General features: G+C 72.5%; 20 protein-coding genes. 9 read left to right on the top strand and 11 right to left on the bottom strand.

From position 1 onward, the window contains the following. Positions 1–35 precede the first annotated feature (35 nt). Positions 36–2,840 carry an aconitate hydratase gene (locus D6B71_RS05620; protein ID WP_121252801.1) on the bottom strand — a complete coding sequence of 935 codons (2,805 nt, stop codon included), beginning with the start codon at positions 2,838–2,840 and terminating at the stop codon, positions 36–38. A 254-nt stretch (positions 2,841–3,094) separates the two neighbouring features. On the opposite strand from D6B71_RS05620, the gene D6B71_RS05615 reads away from it, so the two are divergent. Then, positions 3,095–3,964 carry an SMP-30/gluconolactonase/LRE family protein gene (locus tag D6B71_RS05615; RefSeq protein WP_121252799.1) on the top strand — a complete coding sequence of 290 codons (870 nt, stop codon included), beginning with the start codon at positions 3,095–3,097 and terminating at the stop codon, positions 3,962–3,964. On the opposite strand, the gene D6B71_RS05610 is transcribed toward D6B71_RS05615, so the two are convergent. From D6B71_RS05610 to D6B71_RS05600, 3 genes are read right to left on the bottom strand one after another with little or no spacing between them, the layout of a single operon-like run. Continuing rightward, positions 3,931–6,162 (bottom strand): molybdopterin-containing oxidoreductase family protein, encoded by a 2,232-nt coding sequence (locus D6B71_RS05610; protein WP_164519546.1) that lies wholly within the window; start codon positions 6,160–6,162, stop codon positions 3,931–3,933. The genes D6B71_RS05615 and D6B71_RS05610 overlap by 34 nt on opposite strands. Before the next feature lie 56 nt (positions 6,163–6,218). Next, positions 6,219–7,412 carry a class I SAM-dependent RNA methyltransferase gene (locus D6B71_RS05605; protein WP_121252795.1) on the bottom strand — a complete coding sequence of 398 codons (1,194 nt, stop codon included), beginning with the start codon at positions 7,410–7,412 and terminating at the stop codon, positions 6,219–6,221. Further along, on the bottom strand, positions 7,409–9,448 hold the full coding sequence (locus tag D6B71_RS05600; protein WP_164519545.1) for an APC family permease: 2,040 nt from the start codon (positions 9,446–9,448) through the stop codon (positions 7,409–7,411). Before D6B71_RS05600 ends, D6B71_RS05605 begins: the two co-directional genes overlap by 4 nt. A gap of 44 nt (positions 9,449–9,492) precedes the next feature. Here D6B71_RS05600 and D6B71_RS05595 point away from each other — a divergent pair, with 44 nt between their 5' ends. Together D6B71_RS05595 and D6B71_RS05590 are read left to right on the top strand one after the other, a co-directional pair. Next, the gene (locus D6B71_RS05595; protein ID WP_121252791.1) at positions 9,493–10,161 is read left to right on the top strand and encodes a potassium channel family protein; all 669 of its coding nucleotides are present in this window, start codon (positions 9,493–9,495) and stop codon (positions 10,159–10,161) included. Next, positions 10,158–10,829, top strand: coding sequence for a potassium channel family protein (locus tag D6B71_RS05590; protein WP_121252789.1), 672 nt, complete (start codon positions 10,158–10,160; stop codon positions 10,827–10,829). The genes D6B71_RS05595 and D6B71_RS05590 overlap by 4 nt, the downstream gene beginning before the upstream one ends. Before the next feature lie 22 nt (positions 10,830–10,851). Here D6B71_RS05590 and D6B71_RS05585 read toward each other — a convergent pair whose 3' ends face one another. The 4 genes from D6B71_RS05585 to dut form a co-directional block, all read right to left on the bottom strand. Further along, positions 10,852–11,601, bottom strand: coding sequence for a DUF3159 domain-containing protein (locus tag D6B71_RS05585; RefSeq protein ID WP_121252787.1), 750 nt, complete (start codon positions 11,599–11,601; stop codon positions 10,852–10,854). Continuing rightward, positions 11,598–11,963 (bottom strand): OB-fold nucleic acid binding domain-containing protein, encoded by a 366-nt coding sequence (locus tag D6B71_RS05580; RefSeq protein ID WP_121252785.1) that lies wholly within the window; start codon positions 11,961–11,963, stop codon positions 11,598–11,600. The genes D6B71_RS05585 and D6B71_RS05580 overlap by 4 nt, the downstream gene beginning before the upstream one ends. Positions 11,964–12,007: 44 nt before the next feature. Further along, entirely contained in the window at positions 12,008–12,694 is a 687-nt protein-coding gene (locus tag D6B71_RS05575; protein ID WP_121252783.1) for a DUF3710 domain-containing protein, read from the bottom strand. A gap of 101 nt (positions 12,695–12,795) precedes the next feature. Further along, positions 12,796–13,200, bottom strand: coding sequence for a dUTP diphosphatase (dut, locus tag D6B71_RS05570; protein ID WP_240641168.1), 405 nt, complete (start codon positions 13,198–13,200; stop codon positions 12,796–12,798). A gap of 133 nt (positions 13,201–13,333) precedes the next feature. On the opposite strand from dut, the gene D6B71_RS05565 reads away from it, so the two are divergent. Beyond that, complete coding sequence (locus D6B71_RS05565) at positions 13,334–13,804, top strand: DUF3093 domain-containing protein (RefSeq protein WP_121252781.1); 471 nt, start codon at positions 13,334–13,336, stop codon at positions 13,802–13,804. Positions 13,805–13,842: 38 nt separating this feature from the next. Further along, entirely contained in the window at positions 13,843–14,133 is a 291-nt protein-coding gene (locus tag D6B71_RS05560) for a DUF4235 domain-containing protein (protein ID WP_121252779.1), read from the top strand. Between the two features lie 22 nt (positions 14,134–14,155). Here D6B71_RS05560 and D6B71_RS05555 read toward each other — a convergent pair whose 3' ends face one another. From D6B71_RS05555 to D6B71_RS05545, 3 genes are all read right to left on the bottom strand, one after another. Further along, positions 14,156–14,446, bottom strand: a complete 291-nt coding sequence (locus D6B71_RS05555; RefSeq protein WP_121252777.1) for a DUF4193 domain-containing protein — start codon at positions 14,444–14,446, stop codon at positions 14,156–14,158. Between the two features lie 174 nt (positions 14,447–14,620). Beyond that, the gene (locus D6B71_RS05550; RefSeq protein ID WP_121253013.1) at positions 14,621–15,466 is read right to left on the bottom strand and encodes an inositol monophosphatase family protein; all 846 of its coding nucleotides are present in this window, start codon (positions 15,464–15,466) and stop codon (positions 14,621–14,623) included. After that, positions 15,463–16,593, bottom strand: coding sequence for a ferrochelatase (locus D6B71_RS05545; protein ID WP_121252775.1), 1,131 nt, complete (start codon positions 16,591–16,593; stop codon positions 15,463–15,465). Before D6B71_RS05545 ends, D6B71_RS05550 begins: the two co-directional genes overlap by 4 nt. Positions 16,594–16,679: 86 nt before the next feature. Between D6B71_RS05545 and D6B71_RS05540 the strand changes: the two genes are divergently transcribed. The 4 genes from D6B71_RS05540 to D6B71_RS05525 all read left to right on the top strand — a co-directional run bounded on the left by D6B71_RS05540 (position 16,680) and on the right by D6B71_RS05525 (position 21,000). After that, positions 16,680–17,906, top strand: a complete 1,227-nt coding sequence (locus D6B71_RS05540) for an MFS transporter (protein WP_121252773.1) — start codon at positions 16,680–16,682, stop codon at positions 17,904–17,906. 10 nt (positions 17,907–17,916) lie between these two features. Further along, positions 17,917–19,221, top strand: coding sequence for a D-arabinono-1,4-lactone oxidase (locus D6B71_RS05535; RefSeq protein WP_121252771.1), 1,305 nt, complete (start codon positions 17,917–17,919; stop codon positions 19,219–19,221). A 121-nt stretch (positions 19,222–19,342) separates the two neighbouring features. Further along, positions 19,343–19,885 (top strand): SigE family RNA polymerase sigma factor, encoded by a 543-nt coding sequence (locus D6B71_RS05530; RefSeq protein WP_121252769.1) that lies wholly within the window; start codon positions 19,343–19,345, stop codon positions 19,883–19,885. Between the two features lie 5 nt (positions 19,886–19,890). After that, positions 19,891–21,000, top strand: a complete 1,110-nt coding sequence (locus D6B71_RS05525) for a hypothetical protein (RefSeq protein WP_121252767.1) — start codon at positions 19,891–19,893, stop codon at positions 20,998–21,000. Positions 21,001–21,006: the final 6 nt, after the last annotated feature.

The raw sequence follows: 21,006 nt of genomic DNA, 5'->3' as shown, positions 1-21,006 counted from the left end.
CCAGGTGGTCACCGGCGCCCCGTGGCGCGTGCCGCTCAGCCCTTGAGCAGGCTGCGCAGGACGTACTGCATGATGCCGCCGTTGCGGTAGTAGGACGCCTCACCGGGGGTGTCGATGCGCACGACCGCGTCGAACTCCACGTCGCCGGCCTTGACCTTGACGGTCTTGGGGATGCGGCCCTCGTTGAGCTCGGTGACCCCGGTGAACGAGAAGGTCTCCTCGCCGGTGAGCCCGAGCGACTCGGCGCTCTGGCCCTCGGGGAACTGCAGCGGGAGCACGCCCATGCCGATCAGGTTCGAACGGTGGATGCGCTCGTAGGACTCGGCGATGACCGCCTTCACCCCGAGCAGCGCGGTGCCCTTGGCCGCCCAGTCGCGCGAGGAGCCGGAGCCGTACTCCTTGCCGGCCAGCACGACCAGCGGGGTGCCGGCCGCGATGTAGTGCTCGGAGGCCTCGAAGACCGAGGTCACCTCGCCGCCGGCGGTGAAGTCGCGGGTGAACCCGCCCTCGGTGCCCGGGGCCAGCTGGTTGCGCAGCCGGATGTTGGCGAAGGTGCCGCGGATCATCACCTCGTGGTTGCCGCGGCGCGAGCCGTAGGAGTTGAAGTCGCGCTGCTCGACGCCGTGCTCGGCGAGGTAGCGGCCGGCCGGGGAGTCCTTCTTGATGGCCCCCGCCGGGCTGATGTGGTCGGTGGTGACCGAGTCGCCGAGCTTGAGCAGCACCCGGGCGCCCTCGATGTCGGTGACCGGGGTGGGCTCGTCGGGCATCCCGTCGAAGTACGGGGGCTTGCGGACGTAGGTCGACTCGGGGTCCCAGGCGAAGGTCTTGCCCTCGGGAGTGGGCAGCGAGCGCCACCGCTCGTCGCCGGCGAACACGTCGGCGTAGGAGCTGTCGAACATGTCGGCGCTCACGGCCTCGCCGATCACGCGCTCCACCTCGGCGGGCGAGGGCCAGATGTCCTTGAGGAAGACGTCGTTGCCGTCGGAGTCCTGGCCGAGCGGGTCGGTGAACAGGTCGACGTCCATCGAGCCGGCCAGCGCGTAGGCGACGACCAGCGGCGGGGACGCGAGGTAGTTCATCTTCACGTCGGGGTTGATCCGGCCCTCGAAGTTGCGGTTGCCCGACAGCACCGAGGTGACCGCGAGGTCGCCCTCGTTGACGGCCGCGGAGACCTCGGGGATCAGCGGGCCGGAGTTGCCGATGCAGGTGGTGCAGCCGTAGCCGACGAGGTTGAAGCCGAGCTTGTCGAGGTACGGCGTGAGGCCGGCCCGCTCGTAGTAGTCGCTGACGACCTTCGAGCCGGGGGCGAGCGTGGTCTTGACCCACGGCTTGCGCTGCAGCCCCTTCTCGACCGCCTTCTTGGCCAGCAGCGCCGCCCCGATCATCACCGACGGGTTGGAGGTGTTGGTGCAGGAGGTGATCGCGGCGATGGTGACCGCGCCGTGGTCGAGGGTGAACTTCGTGCCGTCGGCGAGGGTGACCTCGACGGGGTTGCTGGGGCGTCCGCCGTCGCGCGGCGCGGCCGAGAGGTGGTCGCTCGGCGGCGCGGACTGGCCGTGGCCGTTCGTGGTGGCCGGGTCGGAGGCCGGGAAGGTCTCGGCGACCGACTCGTCGTACCCGTTCTCCTCCTCGCCCTCGACGTAGTCGGCGAGCGAGGCCCGGAAGGAGGCCTTGGCGTCGGTGACCTGGATCCGGTCCTGGGGGCGCTTGGGGCCGGCGATCGAGGGGACGACGGACGCGAGGTCGAGCTCGAGCTTCTCGCTGTAGCGCGGCTCGGCGGCCGGGTCGTGCCACAGCCCCTGGGCCTTGGCGTAGGCCTCGACCAGCTTCAGCTGCTGCTCGTCGCGGCCGGTCAGGCGCAGGTAGTCGATGGTCTGCTCGTCGATGGGGAACACCGCGATGGTGGAGCCGAACTCGGGGCTCATGTTGCCGATCGTGGCGCGGTTGGCCAGCGGCAGCGCGGAGACGCCCTCGCCGTAGAACTCGACGAACTTGCCGACCACGCCGTGCTGGCGCAGCATCTCGGTGATCGTGAGCACCAGGTCGGTGGCCGTGGAGCCCTCGGGGAGCTCGCCGGACAGCTTGAAGCCGACCACGCGCGGGATCAGCATGGAGACCGGCTGGCCGAGCATCGCGGCCTCGGCCTCGATGCCGCCGACGCCCCAGCCGACCACGCCGATGCCGTTGACCATCGTGGTGTGGGAGTCGGTGCCGACGCAGGTGTCGGGGTAGGCCTGCAGCTCGCCGTCGACCTCGCGGGTGAAGACGGTGCGAGCGAGGTGCTCGATGTTGACCTGGTGCACGATGCCGGTGCCCGGGGGGACGACCTTGAAGTCGTCGAAGGCGCCCTGGCCCCAGCGCAGGAACTGGTAGCGCTCGCGGTTGCGCTCGTACTCGATCTCGACGTTGCGCTCGAAGGACTCCGGGGTGCCGAACACGTCGGCGATCACCGAGTGGTCGATGACCATCTCGGCGGGGGCCAGCGGGTTGATCTTCGCGGGGTCGCCACCGAGCTCGGCCATCGCCTCGCGCATCGTGGCCAGATCGACCACGCAGGGGACGCCGGTGAAGTCCTGCATGATCACCCGGGCCGGGGTGAACTGGATCTCCTTGTCGGGCTGGGCGGTCTCGTCCCAGCCGGCCAGCGCCCGGATGTCGTCGGCGGTGATGTTGGCGCCGTCCTCGGTGCGCAGCAGGTTCTCCAGCAGCACCTTGAGGCTGAACGGGAGGCTGTCGACGTCGAGCCCCTCGCCGGTCACCGCATCGAGGCGGAAGATCTCGTACGACGTGCCGTCCACGTCCAGGGTGCTCTTGGCACCGAAGCTGTCCTGACTGGCCATCAGCCATCTCTCCTTCGCCTGCGCGGTGGTCGTCCGACCCATCTTGCCGCCGGTCGCGCCGACGGTCGAAGTAAGGCTCGCCTTGCCTGTACCCAGGCAACCATCTCTAATGTGTCTTGATATCAAGATACATGCCGGCGGGTGGATGCGCGAGCCGGCACTAGGCTGCGGGAGCGCCAGCCGCGTGGCCGGCGACGACCCTCGTGGTCGGACCACGCCCGTTCCGGACGCCATCGCACTTCAGGGAGTCTCAGGTGAAGGCCGAACAGCTCACCGCCGCGCTCGCCCACCACGCGGAGGGACCGTGCTGGTCCTCGACGTGGGGCGGACTGCGCTGGGTCGACCTGCTTGCCGGGGACGTTCTCTCCTTCGCCGACGGAGAGGTCGGGTCCGCGGTGGAGCGGCGTCACGTGGGGGATGTGGCCGCGTGCATCCGGCCGAGGCGACAGGGCGGCGCCGTGATCGCCGTCGAGCGGGGCTTCGTCCTCGAAGAGCCCGACGGGACGTTGCTGCCCCTCCCCCAGGTGTGGGCCAGCGAGCTGATCAGGATGAACGACGGCGGCTGTGCCCCGGACGGCGCGTTCTGGGCGGGCGGGATGGCCTACGACCAGTCGCCGGGCGTGGCGTCACTGGTGCGACTCGACCCTGACCTGAGCACGTCGACGGTGCTCGCGGACGTCACGGTGTCCAATGGCCTGGAGTGGTCACCCGACGCGACGCTCACCTACTACGCCGACACGGCGACCGGACGCATCGACTGCTTCGACTGGACCGCACCGACCACCCTCACCGGCCGGCGTGCGTTCGTCGACCTCAGCGACTTCGTCGACCCGGAGGTCGCCAACCCCGACGGGCTCACGGTGGACGCGGAGGGAGGGGTCTGGGTAGCGCTGTTCGGCGCCGGACAGGTGCATCGCTACTCCCCGGACGGAGAGCTGGATGCTGTGGTCGAGGTGCCCACCGGGCAGGTCACGGCCTGCACGTTCGGCGGTGACTCGCTGACCCAGCTCTTCATCACGACCTCCCGCGCAGGACTCGACCCTGACCACGACCCGTCGGCTGGCGCGCTGTTCACCGTCGAGCCGGGAGTTCAGGGCAGGCCCGTCCGTCCCTTCGCGGGCTGAACTCGGACCTCGCCCGCAGCTCGGTCGAGCGCCCGGACCTCGACCTCGTGGGCCAACATGATGGCCTGGCCCGAGACGGGGTCCATCTGGGCAGCGCCCCCGGGCACGACGGTGTTGACGTTGGCCCCGGCCAGGGCGCGGGCCCGTCGGGGCCCCGTGGTGGCGTGGCCCCAGCCGTGGGGCACGACGACGACACCACGGGCGACGTCGCCGGTGAGCGCCACGGTCACCTCGATCGCTCCGGCCGGGCTGCTGACCTCGATGCGCGAGCCGTCGGCGATGCCTCGCTCGGCAGCGTCGTCGGGGTGCAGCAGGGCGGTGTTGCCGTCGGGCTGACGGATGTGGGGGTTGTTGTGCATCCAGGAGTTGTGCGAGCGCCGATCGCGGCGGCCGACCAGCCGCAGCACACCGGTGCGGGACAGCGAGGCCTCGCTCGCCTCCAGGCGCGCCAGGTCGGCGACGAGATCAGCGGGGGCGAGGTCGACCAGGCCGTCGTCGGTGGCAACCCGCCTGCCGAGGAACGAGCCCGGCTCGGTCGCCGGGAGCAGCACGCCCTCGGGGTGGCGCTTGAGCTCGCCGAGCGTCGTCCGTCGTCCCCAGCGGAGGAGCACGGCCAGCAGGTGGTCGAACGTCACCTGCGGGCTTCGCGGCAATCGGCGCAGCAGCCGGTTGAGGTGCGGGAGGACGTGGGCTGCGGTCGTGCCGAACGGTCGTACCCCCGAGGCGATCGCCAGGTCGTAGAAGATCTGCCACTCGGTGCGGCGCTCGGCGAGCGGCTCGACGAGCGCCGGGGTCCACTGGGCGTGCGGCACGATCTGCAGTGACTGGTGGGAGGCCGGGAAGTCGCTGCGCTCGAGCATGTCGGTCGCCGGCAGCACGTAGTCGGCGTACGCCGCGGTCTCGTTGCGGTAGAGGTCGACGCTCACCATGAGGTCGAGTCGGGGCAGGGCGTCGGCCAGCGCACCGCCGGGCACCGAGTGCACCGGATTGCCCCCGGTCACGAAGAGGGCGCGGACCCGGTCGGGGTGCTCGGTGGTGATCTCGTCGGCGAGGGCGGCGACGGGGAAGGCGCCGGCCACGCGGTGCCAGCGACCGTCGGTGGTGCGATGCTCGTCGAAGCGACCCAGCCCGACCAGTTCGGCCAGTCGGAGGGTGTCGAAGGCGCCGCGCGGCACGAGCAGCCCGCCGCGGCGGTCGAGGTTTCCGGTGATCAGGTTGCTGCCCTGGATCAACCAGTAGGCCACCGACCCGAACGGGCCCATGTTGACGCCGGTCGAGCAGTAGAGCGCGGCCCCCTTGCCGCTGCCGGTCGAGGCGGCGGCGTACGAGGTCGCGAGGTCGCGGATCGTCGCGGCTGCGATGCCGGTGACCGACTCGGCGCGCTCGGGGGTCCACGGCGCGGCCGCGGCGACGAAGTCGTCGACCCCGCGGGCGACCCTGCGCGCCGGGGCGAGGTCGAGGCCGATCTCGTGCGTCAGCACGTGCAGCATCGCCGCGAGCAGGTAGGCGTCGGTGCCCGGGCGGATCGGCACGTGCTCCCCGACGCGCTTGGCCGTCTCCGTGCGCCGCGGGTCGACGATCACCACGCGACCTCCCCGGTCGACGACCGAGCTCAGCACGCCCGCGGCGTCGGCGACCTGGAGCACCGACATCTGGCTGACCAGCGGGTTGGAGCCCAGGCACACGAAGAGCTCGAGGTGGTCGAAGTCCGGCACGGGGTGCACGAGCGAGAGCCCGTACATCTCGGTCGACACGTGGAACTTGGTGTTGACGTCGATGGAGTGCGAGGCGAAGACGTTGGGCGAGCCGAGGGCCTCCACGTAGGCCGTGGACATGAGCGTGCCCTGGAGCGAGAAGAACGTCGGGTTCCCCTGGTACAGCGCCAGCGCCCGCGGTCCGTGCTCGTCGACGAGCGACCGCACCTTCGCGCCGATCTCGCTCAGCGCCTGCTCCCAGCCGATCTCGACCAGCTCGCCGTCGACGCGCTTGAGCGGGACGTCGATCCGGTCGGGGTCGTGGTGCAGGGCGCCGAGCCCGAGACCCTTGACGCAGCAGTAGCCCTGCGAGACCGGGTGGTCGCGGTCGGGGCTGACCTTGGTGACACGCTCGCCGGTCGCAGAGCCGTCGGGCTCGACCTCAACCACCAGGCCGCAGTGGACCTCGCAGATCCGGCAGAACGTGCGGACGCTACGGGTCACCGGAGTCTCCTGGGTCTCGGGGCGCGCTGGGTGCGGCTCGTCGATCGTGGATCGCGTCACCGCAGGTCAGAGTCGGTTCTCTCCAGCAGCGCGACGCACTCGACATGGTGCGTCATCGGGAAGAGGTCGAAGGCCCGCAACCCGCTCATGTTGTAGCCGTGCTCGGCGAAGATGCCGACGTCGCGGGCCAACGCGGCGGGGTCGCACGCGACGTAGGCGACCCCCCGCGGGGAGCGTGCCACCACCTGCTCCACCACCGGGCGCCGGGCGCCCTCCCGCGGCGGGTCGAGCACCACCAGGTCGAACGGCTCGTCGTACGCCGTCGCGAGGACCCGGTCGACCGGCCCGCGGGCGACCTCGGCGGCGCCGGCCAGGTTGGCCGCGGCGTGCCCCGCGGCCCGGCGGTCGGCCTCGACCGCGACGACCCGGCCGCCCGGACCGACGGCGTCGGCGAGGAAGCGCGCGAACAGCCCCACCCCGGCGTACAGGTCGAGCACCCGCTCCCCCGGCCGCGGCGCCAGCGCCGCGAGCACCGCCTCGACCAGCGTGGCGGGAGCACCGGGGTGCACCTGCCAGAAGCCGTCGGCGTCGACCTCGAAGCCGTGCACCGCACCCGCGGCGTCGACCCGCTCCACGACCGTGCCGCGCGCGGCGGCGTCGCGCGCGTCGCGGCGGGTGATCGGGCAGTCGTCGACCACGACCACCTCGCGCGAGCGGTGCTTGCGCAGCGCGCGCTCGCCGCGCGGGCCGCTGGCCCACTGCACCCGGGTGCGCCAGCGCAGACCCTGATCGACGTCGGCGGCCGCCGGGTCACCGGGCGGGGCGGGCACCGCCTCCACCTCGACCGGCACATCGAGCCCCGCCAGCCGGCTCAGCTGCTCGCGCACCACGTCGGCCTTGAGGCCCCGCTGCCGCTCCAGCGTCACGTGCTGGAAGTCGCAGCCGCCGCAGAGGCCGGGGCCGGCCAGCCGGCACGGCGCCGCCACCCGGTCGGGCGAAGCCTCCAGCACCTCGACCGCGTCGGCGCGCCAGAACCGGTCGCCCTCGGTGCCCTCGGTCACCTCGAGCACGATCCGCTCCCCCGGCAGGGTGTGCCGCACGAACACCACCCGGGTGCCCGACGGGCTCTGCTCGTCCGGCACCCGGGCCACGCAGTGCCCCCCATGGGCGACCGGTCCGACGACGACCTCGAACCGGGCACCCACCCGCGAGGCGCCACGCGGACGGCGGGCCCGGACCTGACGGCTCACCGCTGGATCTGCCGGCCGTTGGAGCGCACGTTGCCGCGGCGCAGGTCGCCGGCCATCACCCGGTCCAGCTCCCGCTCCTGACGGTCGCGGGCCAGCTCGGAGGAGCGCAGCTGGAAGGGCACCGAGATCACCATCACGCCCGGTGAGAACAGCAGCCGGCCCTTGAGCCGCAGCGCGGTCTGGTTGTGCAGCAGCTGCTCCCACCAGCGGCCGACGACGTACTCGGGGATGTAGACCGCCACCACCCCACGCGGGTTGGCCCGGCGGATCTCGGTGGTGTAGTCGATGATCGGCTTGACCAGCTCGCGGTAGGGCGAGTGCAGCACCTTCAGCGGGATGCCGGTGTTGCGCTCCTCCCACTCGTCGAGGAGCTTGTTGGTCGCCCTGTCGTCGGCGGCGACGTAGACCGCCTCGAGCACGTTGGGCCGCGACGCCTTGGCATAGGCCAGCGCCCGCAGCGTGGGCTTGTGCAGCTTCGAGACCAGCACGATCGCGTGCACCCGCGTGGGCAGGACCTTGTCCTCCTCGTCGGCGGCCAGCTCGGCGTTCACCCGGTCGTAGTGGGTGCGGATCGCCTTCATCACCACGAAGAAGAAACCCATCGCCAGGATCGTGATCCAGGCACCCTCGAGGAACTTGGTGATCAACACGATCACCAGGACCACCGCGGTGAAGGCCAGACCGACCGCGTTGATCACCCGGGAACGCTGCATCCGGCGACGCTCCACAGCATCGCGGGTCTGCTTCAGCGCACGGGTCCAGTGCCGGATCATGCCCAGCTGGCTGAGGTTGAACGAGACGAAGACGCCGACGATGTAGAGCTGGATCAGCCGGGTCACCTGGGCGTCGAAGGCCAGGATCAGGGCGATCGCCATGAGCGCCAGGAACACGATGCCGTTGCTGTAGGCCAGCCGGTCGCCGCGCGAGCCCAGCGCCCGCGGCATGTAGCCGTCCTTGGCCAGGATCGAGCCGAGCACCGGGAACCCGTTGAAGGCGGTGTTCGCCGCCAGCACCAGGATCACGCCGGTGATCGTGACCACCAGGTAGAACCCGGGCGGGAAGCCGTGGAAGACGCCGTCGGCGATCTGCGCGATCAGCGTGTGCTGGTCGTAGTCGGCCGGCACCGGCTCGCCGTCGCGCAGCAGCCGGTCGACGTCGTGGGGGTCGACGTAGCGCACGCCCATCTGCCGGGCGAGCACGATGACGCTGATCATCATCGTGACCGCGATCATGCCGAGCATCAGCAGCGTGGTGGCGGCGTTGCGGCTCTTGGGGCGCCGGAAGGCCGGCACCCCGTTGGAGATCGCCTCGACGCCGGTCAGCGCCGCACAGCCAGACGAGAAGGCTCGCGCCAGCAGCACCAGCAGGCCCAGCGTGGTCAGCGGCTCGTCCCAGTCGGGGGCCGGCGCGATCGTGAGGTCGGCGCTCTCGGCGTCGGGGAGGCTGCCGGTGGCCAACTGGTAGAGCCCGAGCAGGCACATGCCCAGCAGCGCGACCATGAACGCGTACGTCGGGACGGCGAACAGCGTGCCCGACTCGCGGATGCCGCGCAGGTTCATCGCCATCAGCCCCAACACGAGCGCGGAGGCGAAGGTCGCCTCGTGGCCGCTGATCGCCGGGATCGCCGACGCGGCGTACTGCGCCCCCGAGGAGATCGACACCGCCACCGTCAGCACGTAGTCGACGAGCAGGGCACTGCCGACGGTGATCCCGGCGGTCTGCCCGAGGTTGACCGTGGCCACCTCGTAGTCGCCCCCGCCACTGGGGTAGGCGTGCACCGTCTGCCGGTAGGACATCACGACCGCGGCGAGCACCAGCGCGACCGCGATGCCGACCTTCCAGGACCAGGCGTACGCCGAGACCCCGGCCAGCGACAGCATGATGAAGACCTCGTCGGGGGCGTAGGCCACCGAGGAGAGCGCGTCGCTGGCGAAGACCGGCAACGCGATCCGCTTGGGCAGCAGCGTCTCCCCGATCTGGGAGCTCCGGAGCTTGCGCCCGAGCAGGATCCGCTTGGACACATCGCCGACACCCACGAGCGGCAAGGGTACGCCCCCGCGGCCTGGGATACCGTGACGCCGTGCACGTCGTCATCATGGGTTGCGGTCGCGTCGGATCCACGCTCGCCCGCAGCCTCGAGGACCGCAACCACACCGTGTCGGTGATCGACTCCGAGCCCGACGCCTTCCGCAGGCTCGGCCCGGGGTTCAACGGCGACAAGGTGACCGGCTACGGCTTCGACCAGCAGGTGCTCGAGAAGGCCGGCATCCGCCGCGCCGACGCGTTCGCCGCCGTGTCCAGCGGAGACAACTCCAACATCATCGCCGCCCGGGTGGCGCGGGAGACCTTCGGCATCCAGCAGGTCGTGGCCCGCATCTACGACCCCGGCCGCGCCGAGGTCTACCAGCGGCTGGGCATCACCACGGTCGCCACCGTGAAGTGGACCGCCGACCAGGTGCTGCGCCGGCTGCTGCCGGCCGGCGCCGAGCCCGACTTCCGCGACATGTCCGGCACCATCCGGGTCGACCAGGTGCCGGCGCCCGAGCCGTGGATCGGGCACCGGACCATCGAGTTCCAGATGCAGTCCAAGAGCCGGATCGCCTGGATCGACCGGCTCGGCGAGGGCGTGCTCCCGAGCCGCGACAGCGTCATCCAGGAGGGCGACGTGCTGCATCTGGCACTGCGCGAGGAGAACGCGCCGCTGACCTACAAGGTCATCGCCAACGGCCCCGAGGAGCACGGATCATGAGAGTCGCCATCGCCGGAGCCGGCGCCGTGGGCCGCTCGATCGCCCGGGAGCTGATCCAGAACGGCCACGAGGTGCTCCTGATCGACAAGAAGGCCGAGTCGATCAAGCCCGAGCGGGTGCCGGACGCCGAGTGGCTGCTCGCCGACTCCTGCGAGCTCTCCTCGCTCGAGGAGGCCCGCCTCGACAAGTGCGACGTCGTGATCGCCGCCACCGGCGACGACAAGGCCAACCTGGTCACCTCGCTGCTCGCCAAGACCGAGTTCGGCGTCCCCCGCACCGTCGGCCGGGTCAACCACCCCAACAACGAGTGGCTGTTCACCGAGGCCTGGGGCGTCGACGTCAACGTCTCGACGCCGCGGATCATGTCGGCGCTGGTCGAGGAGGCGGTGACCGTCGGCGACCTGGTGCGGCTGTTCACCTTCCGCCAGGGCGCGGCCAACCTGGTCGAGATGACGCTGCCGGCCGACTCCCCCTACGTCGGCAAGCCCTCGGGGCTGATCCCGCTGCCCGAGAACTCCGCCCTGGTGACGATCCTGCGCGACGGCCAGGTCTATGTGCCCGACGCCGAGCAGCCCGTCGAGGCCGGCGACGAACTGCTGTTCGTCGTGCACGCCGAGTACGAGGACGAACTCGAGGAGCTGCTCGCGCCCAAGGAGCACCGGGCCTGACCGAGGCGTCGGCCCCGGCCGGTCAGCCGGTCGCGCGCACGGGGGTGCGGCCCCGGCCCAGCAGCCAGGCCATCGCGCCGAGGGCCGCCAGTTGCAGCGGCCAGCCCAGCGCCACCTTGAGCACGCCGAGGGCGCCGATCGCGGTGTCCGCGTCGAGGTAGCCGTGCTGCCCGCCCAGCCACACCGGTCCCTGGACGATCACCCGCACGAAGCACGGGAGAGCCAGCAGCCAGGTGAGCTTCGTGCACAGGCGGACGATCTGCCGGTCGGAGTGCCACGCTGTGGGGTCTCCGGAGACCGCGCCGACCATGAAGCCCACCAGCGGCCAGCCCACCAGGCAGGTCAGCGCCAGCACCACGGCGTAGCCGGAGTTGTAGAGGATGCCGGGCAGGAAGTAGGCCAGTGCCTGCTCCTCCTCCGAGCCGCCTCGCCGCGCCGAGAGGTAGACGAAGAACCAGCCGATGCCGATGCCGAACAGCGCGTTGACCACGAACTGGACGGTGGAGCGCTGCACCAGCCGGACGACCAGCAGCACGACCGCCGCGGCGACACTGACCACCAGGGCCGGGGTCAGCTCGCGGGTGGTCAGCCACAGCGCGGTGAAGACCAGCGTCGGCACGGCGGCCTCGACGATGCCGCGCCGGCCGCCCAGCGCATGCGCGATCTGGCCGCGGACCAACGCCTCGACCGTCTCGGCGGTCTGGGCCACCGGCGTGCCCGGCGGCGAGTCGGCCTGTGTCTCCGGGTTCGCGTCTGGGTCCGGCCCGGTCACGGGATGAGCTCGTAACGCGGGTTGTACATGGTCCGCGCTCCGTCGTGGACGCCGATCCGGCCCTCTACCTGCAGCGACCGGCCCGGGCTGATCCCGGCGATCCGTCGCCGGCCCAGCCAGACCACCATGATCACGCCGGTGCCGTCGTAGAGCTCGGCCTCGAGCGCCGGCACCCCGCCGCGAGGGCGCAGCGTCACGGTGCGGATCGCGCCGCGCAGCCGGACCCGCTCCCGGTCGGGAGCGGTGTCGATCGTGTCGAGGCCCGTGTCGCCGTAGGTGCGGCGCAGGTCGCGGGCGTGCTGGTCGCTGCTGCTCGCCCACTGTCTCAGGCTACGGCGCAGCCGCCCCTTCTCCTGACCCATGGCGGTGACAGTAGTGCCCCGGCCCCGGATCGCGGACACCAGCGTCACGCCTGGCGCGGGGCCCCGGGCTGCGGAGCAGGTGCGGCCGCACCCGACACCGGCTTCGCGCCCTCGGGGAGCTTCACCGGCAGCGGGTCACCGACCGGGCGCGGCCCCGAGCCGCGGCGCACCGCCACCCGGGCGATCGCGTCCTCCCACGACTCCCCCAGCTCGAAGTCGATCGCCGGGCGGCCGACGAGCGTGGCCCGCAGCATCCACCGGGACCCGTTGATCCCGATGAAGCGCGACGGCTGGGTGACCGTGCCCTCGCCCCGCTTCACGGTCAGCTGGCAGACCAGCTCGGTGCCCCACCGACCCTCGCGCTCGGTGGCGGTGCCGCCGCGCCGCGCCATGTCGGCGGCGATCTGCGGCCGCAGCTCCGACCACAGGTCGCCGTTGCGGGGCGCGGCGAACGCACGCAGCTCGAGAGCACCCTCCGGCGCCGCGAGCAGCACCGCCTGCACCTCGCCGGTGCGCTCGTCGACCTGCATGCGCAGCGAGCGCTTCTCGTCGGTGGCGATCAGCAGCGCACCCAGGTCGACACGCTCGACGCCGTCGTCGGGCAGCTCGTCGGCGTCGAACGGACCGCCCGCGAGCGCCCCGCCGGACGGCGACTCGCCCCCGTCGGCCTCGTCCGGGGTGGTCTGGGCTGTCTCGGGCGCGGACTCGCTCGACTTGCGACGGAACTTCACGCTTCTCCTCGGCCGAACTTGTCGGCCATCATCTCGGCACGGTGCACGGTGTCGGCGCCTGGCGGCGTCCGGGCGGAGCCGGCGCGCCGATCCTGCCAGGCTCAAGCGCGGCCGAAGCCTCCGGTAGAACCGTAACCCCCCTCGCCACGGGCGGACTCCGGGAGTGTCGCCACCTCGACGAATCGCACCCGCTCGAAGCGCTGCACGACCAGCTGGGCGATCCGGTCACCGCGCGAGAGCTCGATCGGCGCGACGGGGTCGTGGTTGACCAGCAGCACCTTGATCTCCCCGCGGTAGCCGGCGTCGATGGTGCCGGGCGAGTTCACGATGGAGAGCCCGTGCCGGGCGGCCAGGCCCGAGCGCGGATGCACCAGCGCGACGTAGCCCTCGGGCAGCGCCAGCGCCACCCCGGTCGGCACCAGAGCGCGTTCGCCCGGGGCCAGCGTCACGTCGACGGTGGTGACCAGGTCGGCGCCCGCGTCACCGGGGTGCGCGTAAGCCGGCAGCGGCAGGCCGGGGTCCAGGCGCACCGCGGGCACCGGCAGGTCGGGGGTCGGGGTCTGGTCAGGAGAGCTCTGCGCAGGCACGGCCCGGACCCTAGGCCATGGCGCCCACGCCGGGGATGGGAAACTTCGCCTCGTGAGCGGAGCAGAGCAGTACGACGAGCGGCTGGGCGTCCCGCTGCGCTGGTGGGTGCAGGGCACGATGCTGATCGCCACGTTCTGGATGGCGATGGTCGTGGCGATGCCGTTCACCTGGGCGTGCGGCTTCACCGCGCTGCTCCTGGGGCTGCTCGCCGCCTGGTTCCTCGGCTACGGCGCCGCCCGGATCACCGTCGCCGACGGCTCGCTGCGCGCCGGCCGGGCGCGGATCGAGGGCCGCCACCTCGGTGGCGCCGAGGCCCTGGACCCCGAGGCGACCCGCCGGGTGGCCGGTGTCGAGGCCGATGCCCGGGCCTACCTGCTGCTGCGGCCCTACCTCAAGCGCGCGGTGCGCGTGCAGCTGACCGACCCGGCCGACCCCACGCCGTACTGGCTGCTCAGCACCCGCCACCCCGACCGGCTCGCCGCGGCCGTCACCGAGCTGGTCGGCGCGAGCCGGCAGGGCTGATGGGAGTGGCCGAGGCCCCTGCTGGGTAAGGTCACCCCATGGCATCCGGAGGCTCGAAGGTGTGGTCCGTCTTCTCACTCGTCGCCGCGCTCGGCGCGGCCGCGATGGCGAAGAAGGGGGCCGACGCCACATGGAAGCTGGCGACCGGCAAGAAGCCGCCCGAGAACCCCGCCGACCCCGACGTGGAGATCTGGGAGGCCGTCGCCTGGGCCGCCGTCAGCGGCCTGCTCATCGGCCTGGCCCGGATGCTCGCGCAGCGCAAGGCCGCCGGCTACTACGCGCGCTCCACCGGCCACCTGCCCCCCGAGCTGCGCAAGGACGGCCAGTAGGACGCAGGAGGACGCGCTCGCGTCAGACGCAGTCCTTGCAGATCAGCTTCTCGGCGTCGGCCAGCTGGCTGCGGTGGTGGACCAGGAAGCAGCTCATGCAGGTGAACTCGTCGTCCTGCTTGGGCTTGACCTCGACCGCGAGCTCCTCGTGCGACAGGTCGGCGCCGGGCAGCTCGAACGACTCGGCGGCCTCCGCCTCGTCCTCGTCGACCTTGCCGGAGTTCTTGTCGTGGCGACGAGCCTTGAGCTCCTCGATGCTCTCCTCGGACTGGTCTTCCTCGGTCTTGCGCGGTGCGTCGTAGTCCGTCGCCATGTGGTGGTTCCTCACTCCTGAAGTTGCTGCCCGTTCCGTGCCCCAGTCGGCGCCAGATTGTGCACCATGGAACGATCAAAGCGCACACCGGACGGACGTTGTGCCCGATGAACAGTGGGTGACAGGGCGCTATTCCCAGCCTTGGTCCCAGCCCTGACACCCCAGGGCAGCGGGTCAGGTGGCGAGGTAGCCCGCCTCGGCGACCGCCTGGCGGAGCTCGTCGAACCCGTGCTCGGGCGCGCACACCACGGCCTCGCCGCCGCCGGCGCCCCGGGTGACCTCGACCCGGGCACCGGCCCCCCGGGCGACCAGCGCGGCCGCCGCGTGGTCCCAGAGGTTCACCCCCTCCTCGACGTAGCCGTCGAAGCGACCCTCGGCCACGTGGCACAGGTCGAGGGCGCACGAGCCGAACCGGCGGATGTCGCGCACCCGCGGCAGCAGCCGCACCAGCGCCTGCGCCTGCAGCTCGCGGACCCCGGCGTCGTAGGAGAAGCCGGTGGCGACCAGCCGCTGGGACAGCGGCGCGGGCCCGCGGACCCGCAGGGACCTCCCGTCGCGGGTCGCCGAGATCTCGCCGTCCGGGCGGACGAACGCGGCGTACTCGGTGCCGGCCGCGACGTCGATCACCACCCCGGCGACCGTGCCGGCCTCCGGCGCACCGGGGACGAGCACCTGGGCGGCCACCGAGACGGCGTACTGCGGGATGCCGTAGAGGAAGTTCACGGTGCCGTCGATCGGGTCGAGGACCCAGCGGACGCCGGTGCTGCCGGCGAGGTCCTCGCCCTCCTCGCCGTGGACGGCGTCGCCCGGCCGAAGCCGACCGAGCAGGCCGCGGATCAGCTCCTCGGCGGCGCGGTCGACCTCGGTCACCACGTCGGTGTCGCTGGACTTGATGGAGGCGACCGACACCTCCCCGCGTGCTCGGTCGCGCACCAGCGCCGCCGCCGCGCGCGCCACCTCGAGCGCGGTGGCGATCAGCTCGTGGCCCCCCGGAAGGCCCGCGTCCGCGGCCGCGGTCATCGGCCGCACAGGGCCGGCCGGTCCCCACGGAGGTTGGGGCAGCATCCGGGCGGGCAGGCGTCCCACATCGGTCCGATGCTGCCGACCGCGGGGCGGGAGATGCCGTCGGCGTCCGGTCCGCCGCGCTCCACCGCCGCGCGCTCCACCAGCAGGTCGCGCACCGCGGCCACGAACCGAGGGTCGGAGCCCGGCGTCGCCGAGCGGCGGGCCGGGAGGCCGAGCCGCTCCGCGGTCGCCATCGCCTCGGTGTCGAGGTCGTAGATGACCTCCATGTGGTCGGAGACGAAGCCGATCGGCACCATCACCACGGCCGGCACGCCACGCGCGTGCACGGCCTCGAGGTGGTCGTTGACGTCGGGCTCGAGCCACGGCACGTGCGGTGCTCCCGAGCGGGAGCAGAACACCAGCGCGTGCTCCCGGTCGACGCCGGTCTCCTGACGCACCCGGTCGACCACCTCGGCCGCCAGGCTCCGGTGCTGCTCGAGGTAGGCGCCGCCGTCGGGGCCGCTGCTGTCGTTCATCGCGGTCGGGACCGAGTGCGTGACGAAGACCAGCTCGGCCCCCGCCCGCTCCGGCTCGGGCAGGTCGGCCAGGGCCGCCAGCACCCCGTCGACCACCGGCTCCACGAATCCCGGGTGGTTGAAGTAGTGCCGCAGCTTGTCCAGCCGGGGTGCCGCGACACCCTCCGGGAGGGCCGCGACCGCGTCGAACAGGTTCTCGCGGTACTGCCGGCAGCTGGAGTACGACGAGTAGGCGCTGGTCATGAAGCACGCGGCCCGGGTGACGCCGTCGGCCGCCATCTGGCGCAGCGTGTCGGTCAGGTAGGGGTCCCAGTTGCGGTTGCCCCAGTAGACGGGGAGGTCGATCCCGGCCCCGGCCAGGTCGGCGCGCAGCGCGTCGAGGAACTCGCGGTTCTGGTCGTTGATCGGCGAGCGGCCGCCGAACAGGAAGTAGTGCTGGCCGACCTCCTCGAGCCGCTCACGCGGGATCCCGCGCCCCCGGGTGACGTTCTCCAGGAACGGCACGACGTCCTCCGGGCGCTCCGGGCCGCCGAACGACACCAGCAGCAGTGCGTCGTAGGGGCTCACGTCGGGGGCGGGCTGCTGCGTCGTAGGCGTCGAGGACATGGCCTCATCGTAGGAGCCCGGCGATCCGCGGGGATTGGCGGCGGGTCGCGGCGGGGTCCTACCCTGCGCCGGGAGAGAGGATCACGATGCTGTCGTCGTACCGCGGGGTGCTGGGCCACCCCGGCGCCCTGGCGTTCAGCCTCACCGGCCTGGTGGCCCGGCTGCCGATCTCGATGGCCGGCCTCGGGATCGTGCTGCTCGTCGCCGGCGAGACCGGCTCCTACGGCCAGGCCGGAGCGGTCTCCGCGGCGTACATGGTCGCCAACGCGGTGCTCGCGATCCTCCAGGGACGCCTGCTCGACCGGCTCGGCCAGCGGCGGGTGCTCGTCGTGGCCAGCGCCGTGTTCGGCGCCGCGATGGCGCTGCTGATGTGGGCGGTCGAGTCCGGCTGGCCGCCGGCCACCGCCTACCTGTTCGCCGCGCTCGCGGGTGGCTCGCTCCCCCAGGTCGGCTCCTGCGTGCGCGCCCGCTGGGCGTTCGTGGTCTCCCGTCCAGCCGAGCTGCAGACCGCCTACGCGCTCGAGGCGGTGCTCGACGAGGTGGTGTTCATCCTCGGCCCGATCGCGGTCACCCTGCTCGCCACCAGCGTGCACCCGGTGGCCGGTCTCACCGTCGGCGTGGTCGCCGGGGTCGCCGGCAGCCTGGCGTTCAGTGCCCAGCGACGCACCGAGCCGCCCGCGCACCCGCGCCGCTCCGAGAGCGGGCCACGGGCCGCGATGCCCTGGGGCACCGTGATCACGCTCGCGGCGGTCAGCGCCATGCTCGGCATCCTGTTCGGGGCGGCGGAGGTCACCACGGTCGCGTTCGCCGAGGAGCAGGGCCGGCCGAGCATCGCCGGCGGGCTGCTGGCCCTGTGGGCCCTGGGCAGCCTCACCGCCGGCGTCGTCACCGGCGCGATCACCTGGCGGCGCGGGCCCGCGTCGCGGGTGCGCTGGGGCTCGGTGGGCATGGCCGCGGCCATGGTGCCGCCGTACTTCGTCGACTCGCTCGCCGCACTCGGGCTGATCCTGCTGCTGGGCGGGCTCGCGATCGCCCCCACCATGGTGGCGACGCTCTCGCTGACCGTCGAGGCCGTGCCGAAGACCCGGGTCACCGAGGGGATGGCGATCATCCAGACCGGCATGGTCGCCGGGGTCGCCCCGGGCGCCACCATCAGCGGGTTCGTGATCGACCACTACGGCGCCGGCCCGGCCTACCTGGTCTCCGCCGCGGCCGGACTCGTGGCCGTGCTCGCGGCCCAACTGCTCCCCCGCGACCGCGACCTCGCCGGCCCGTCGGCCGAAGCGCCCGCCGACGCGGTGCCGACCCCCTAGGGTTCGGCGCATGCGGGAGTGGAGCAACTGGTCCGGTCTGGAGAGCGCGCGACCCGAGCGGGTGGTGCAGCCGCGCGATGTCGGCGAGGTCGTGGCCGAGGTGGAGCGGGCCCGGGCCGAGCGCCGCACCGTGAAGATGGTCGGCACCGGCCACAGCTTCACCGCGATCTCCGCACCCGAGCACACCATGCTGACCCCCGGCGGCATGACCGGGCTGCTCTCGGTCGACCGGGAGGCGATGACGGCGACCGCGTGGGCGGGCACGCCGCTGAAGGTGCTCAACGCCGAGCTCGAGCGGCTCGGGCTGAGCCTGCACAACATGGGCGACATCGCCGAGCAGACCCTGGCCGGCGCCACCTCCACCGGCACCCACGGCACCGGCGGGATCGCGGCCGGGCTCGCGGCCCAGCTGGCCGGGCTCGAGCTGGTCACCGGCACCGGCGAGCTGCTCCGGGCCGGCCCGGAGGAGAACCCCGAGGTGTTCGCCGCCGCCCGGGTCGGGCTCGGCGCCCTCGGCGTCCTCACCACGCTGACTTTCCGGGTCGAGCCGTCGTTCCTCCTCGAGGCCCGCGAGCAGCCGATGTCGTGGGCGGAGGCGCTCGGCTCCTTCGACCAGATGGCCGCGGAGAGCCACCACGTCGACATGTACTGGTTCCCGCACACCGACCGGATGCTCACCAAGCGCAACGACCGGCTCGACGCCGACCTGTCCGAGGCCGAGCCGGTCGGCCGGCTCCGCGGCTGGCTGGACGACGAGTTCCTCTCGAACACGCTCTTCGGCTGGCTGACCGCCGGAGCCAACCACGCGCCGCGGGTGATCCCGTCGATGAACCGGGTCAGCGCCCGGGTGCTCGGAGCCCGCACCTACAGCGACGTCGCCCACCGGGTCTTCACCTCGCCGCGACGCGTGGTCTTCCGTGAGATGGAGTACGCCGTGCCGCGCGAGGCCGGCCTCGACGTGCTGCGGGAGGCCCGGCGCCTGGTCGACTCCTCGGGGCTGCGGATCAGCTTCCCCGTCGAGATCCGGGTGGCGCCCGCCGACGACATCGCGCTGTCGACGGCGGCCGGCCGCGACTCGCTCTACCTGGCGTTCCACACCCACCGCGACGCCGACCACCGCGCCTACTTCGCGCTGCTCGAACCGATGCTGCGCGCCCACGAGGGGCGCCCGCACTGGGGCAAGGTGCACACCCTCACCGCCGCCGACCTGGCGCCGGTCTACCCGCGGTTCGAGGAGTTCCTCGCGCTGCGCGACCGGCTCGACCCCGACCGGGTCTTCGCCAACGACTACCTGCGCCGGGTGTTGGGCGACTGAGACACCGGATCGGCCGGAGTTCTCGACGGGCCGAACCTTTCCGGCCCGCCACCGCGTCGGGGAGGCAGGACGGGCCACCGGGACCCCGACCGCCGACCGAACCGACGAAAGAGGCCCAACGATGCCCCACGCTCCACGCAGGGACCGGTCGGAGTTCGGCGACTTCGTCGCCGCCCGCTCGCCGGCCCTGCACCGCGCGGCGTACCTGATGGTCGGTGAGGTCTCGCTGGCCCAGGACCTGGTGCAGGAGGCGCTGATCAAGACCTACGTCGCCTGGCCGCGGCTGCGCGACGTCGGCAACGCCGAGGCCTACACCCGCAAGGCGATCACCACCACCGCGATCTCGTGGTTCCGTCGCAAGGGCTGGAACGCCGAGCGCAGCACTGACACCCCGCCCGAGCGGATCCAGCCCGGCCACGCCGACGGCGTCGCCCAGCACCAGTGGCTGTGGCAGTGCCTGCTCGAGCTGCCGGTGCGGCAGCGGGCCGCGATCGTGCTGCGCTACTACGAGGACCTCTCCGAGGCCCAGACCGCCGAGGCGATGGGCTGCGCCGTCGGCACCGTGAAGAGCCAGGTCTCGGCCGGCCTCGCCAAGCTCCGCGACCGGCTGGGCGACGAGCCCGCCCTCGCCGAGCTGATCCCCACTCTCTCCTCAGGCAGGTGACCCTCATGACCGAGACCCTCAAGCAGCTCCTCCACGACCAGGCCGACGACGTCCGCTTCGACGCCGTCGACGTCGACACGCTCGTCCGCGCCGGGCAGCGCCGCGTCCGCCGCCGCGGCCTCGCCGTCGGTGCGGGAGCCCTGGCCACCGCGGCCGTCGTCTCCGGCGTGGGGCTGACCCAGCTCGGCGGTGACGGCGGCGCAACCGGCGTCGATGCCGCCGACGGCCTCACGACGGCCTCCGTCTCCTACGCCCGCGGCACGGTGATCCATGCCGGCTCCGACACCCTCGAGGTGGGACACCCGGTGCGTGCCTACGTGCGCACCTCGATCGGCTACGTGGTGGCCGACCCCGACGGCACGGTCTGGTCGGTGACCTCGGCCGGCACGACCCGAGTGGGCAGCACCGACCCCGATCCCGACCGGATGCGACTGGTCTCCGACACCGACGGCACCGTGGCCGGGTGGCTGGACACCGACGGCCACCCGGTCTTCCTCGACCAGGCATCCGGGGAGAGCGGCTTCCCCCTGGGCGAGGAGAGCGGCGAGGATGGCGCGGGCGTACAGGGCGTACGTGAGCTGTACGCCGTCGACGCCACCACGGCGTACTGGAGCGACGCCGGCGGCGTGATCCGTGCGGAGATCTCGACCGGCCAGGTCGAGCGGTTCGACGGGCCACCCGCGGTCGAGGGCACCGATGACGGCTACGTCATCGACGTCGAGGTCGGTCACGTCGCCCAGGCCCGCAACTTCGGCACCGAGATCGTGGTGCCCGGCGGTGACCCCGTGCGACTTCTCGAGGGCGGTGGCACCCAGGGCGACCTCTCGCACGACGGCCGCTGGCTCGCCCAGGACGCCGACGAGGCGATGGTCTTCGACACCTCCGACGGCAGCCGGGTACCCCTGGCCGGCGACTACGCGTTCGCGGCCGCGTTCGAGTGGCTCGACGACTCCCGGGTGGTGCTGATCGCCCAACGCAGCCAAGCGGCGCCGGTGCAGTTGCTCACCTGCACCGTCCCCGCGGGGACCTGCGAGGTGAGCGCCGAGCTCGCGCCCTCGTTCGCCGACTTCGACGGCGACATCGCGCTCCCCGTGGGCGAGCCCCTCGAGGACTGACCGGCC

The organism is Nocardioides ferulae (assembly GCF_003660455.1).
GTDB lineage: Bacteria > Actinomycetota > Actinomycetes > Propionibacteriales > Nocardioidaceae > Nocardioides > Nocardioides ferulae.
The sequence above is the reverse complement of the archived record's forward strand: the minus strand, read 5'-3'. Positions and strand labels throughout refer to the sequence as shown.

What these genes read in the sequence shown, in the direction of transcription:
- D6B71_RS05560 (WP_121252779.1), top strand. Translation starts at nt 13,843, where the DNA reads ATGGCATCCGGAGGCTCGAAGGTGTGGTCCGTCTTCTCACTCGTCGCC.
- D6B71_RS05590 (WP_121252789.1), top strand. Translation starts at nt 10,158, where the DNA reads ATGAGAGTCGCCATCGCCGGAGCCGGCGCCGTGGGCCGCTCGATCGCC.
- D6B71_RS05555 (WP_121252777.1), bottom strand. Translation starts at nt 14,446, where the DNA reads ATGGCGACGGACTACGACGCACCGCGCAAGACCGAGGAAGACCAGTCC.
- D6B71_RS05550 (WP_121253013.1), bottom strand. Translation starts at nt 15,466, where the DNA reads ATGACCGCGGCCGCGGACGCGGGCCTTCCGGGGGGCCACGAGCTGATC.
- D6B71_RS05545 (WP_121252775.1), bottom strand. Translation starts at nt 16,593, where the DNA reads ATGTCCTCGACGCCTACGACGCAGCAGCCCGCCCCCGACGTGAGCCCC.
- D6B71_RS05535 (WP_121252771.1), top strand. Translation starts at nt 17,917, where the DNA reads ATGCGGGAGTGGAGCAACTGGTCCGGTCTGGAGAGCGCGCGACCCGAG.
- D6B71_RS05580 (WP_121252785.1), bottom strand. Translation starts at nt 11,963, where the DNA reads ATGGGTCAGGAGAAGGGGCGGCTGCGCCGTAGCCTGAGACAGTGGGCG.
- D6B71_RS05530 (WP_121252769.1), top strand. Translation starts at nt 19,343, where the DNA reads ATGCCCCACGCTCCACGCAGGGACCGGTCGGAGTTCGGCGACTTCGTC.
- D6B71_RS05620 (WP_121252801.1), bottom strand. Translation starts at nt 2,840, where the DNA reads ATGGCCAGTCAGGACAGCTTCGGTGCCAAGAGCACCCTGGACGTGGAC.
- D6B71_RS05525 (WP_121252767.1), top strand. Translation starts at nt 19,891, where the DNA reads ATGACCGAGACCCTCAAGCAGCTCCTCCACGACCAGGCCGACGACGTC.
- D6B71_RS05540 (WP_121252773.1), top strand. Translation starts at nt 16,680, where the DNA reads ATGCTGTCGTCGTACCGCGGGGTGCTGGGCCACCCCGGCGCCCTGGCG.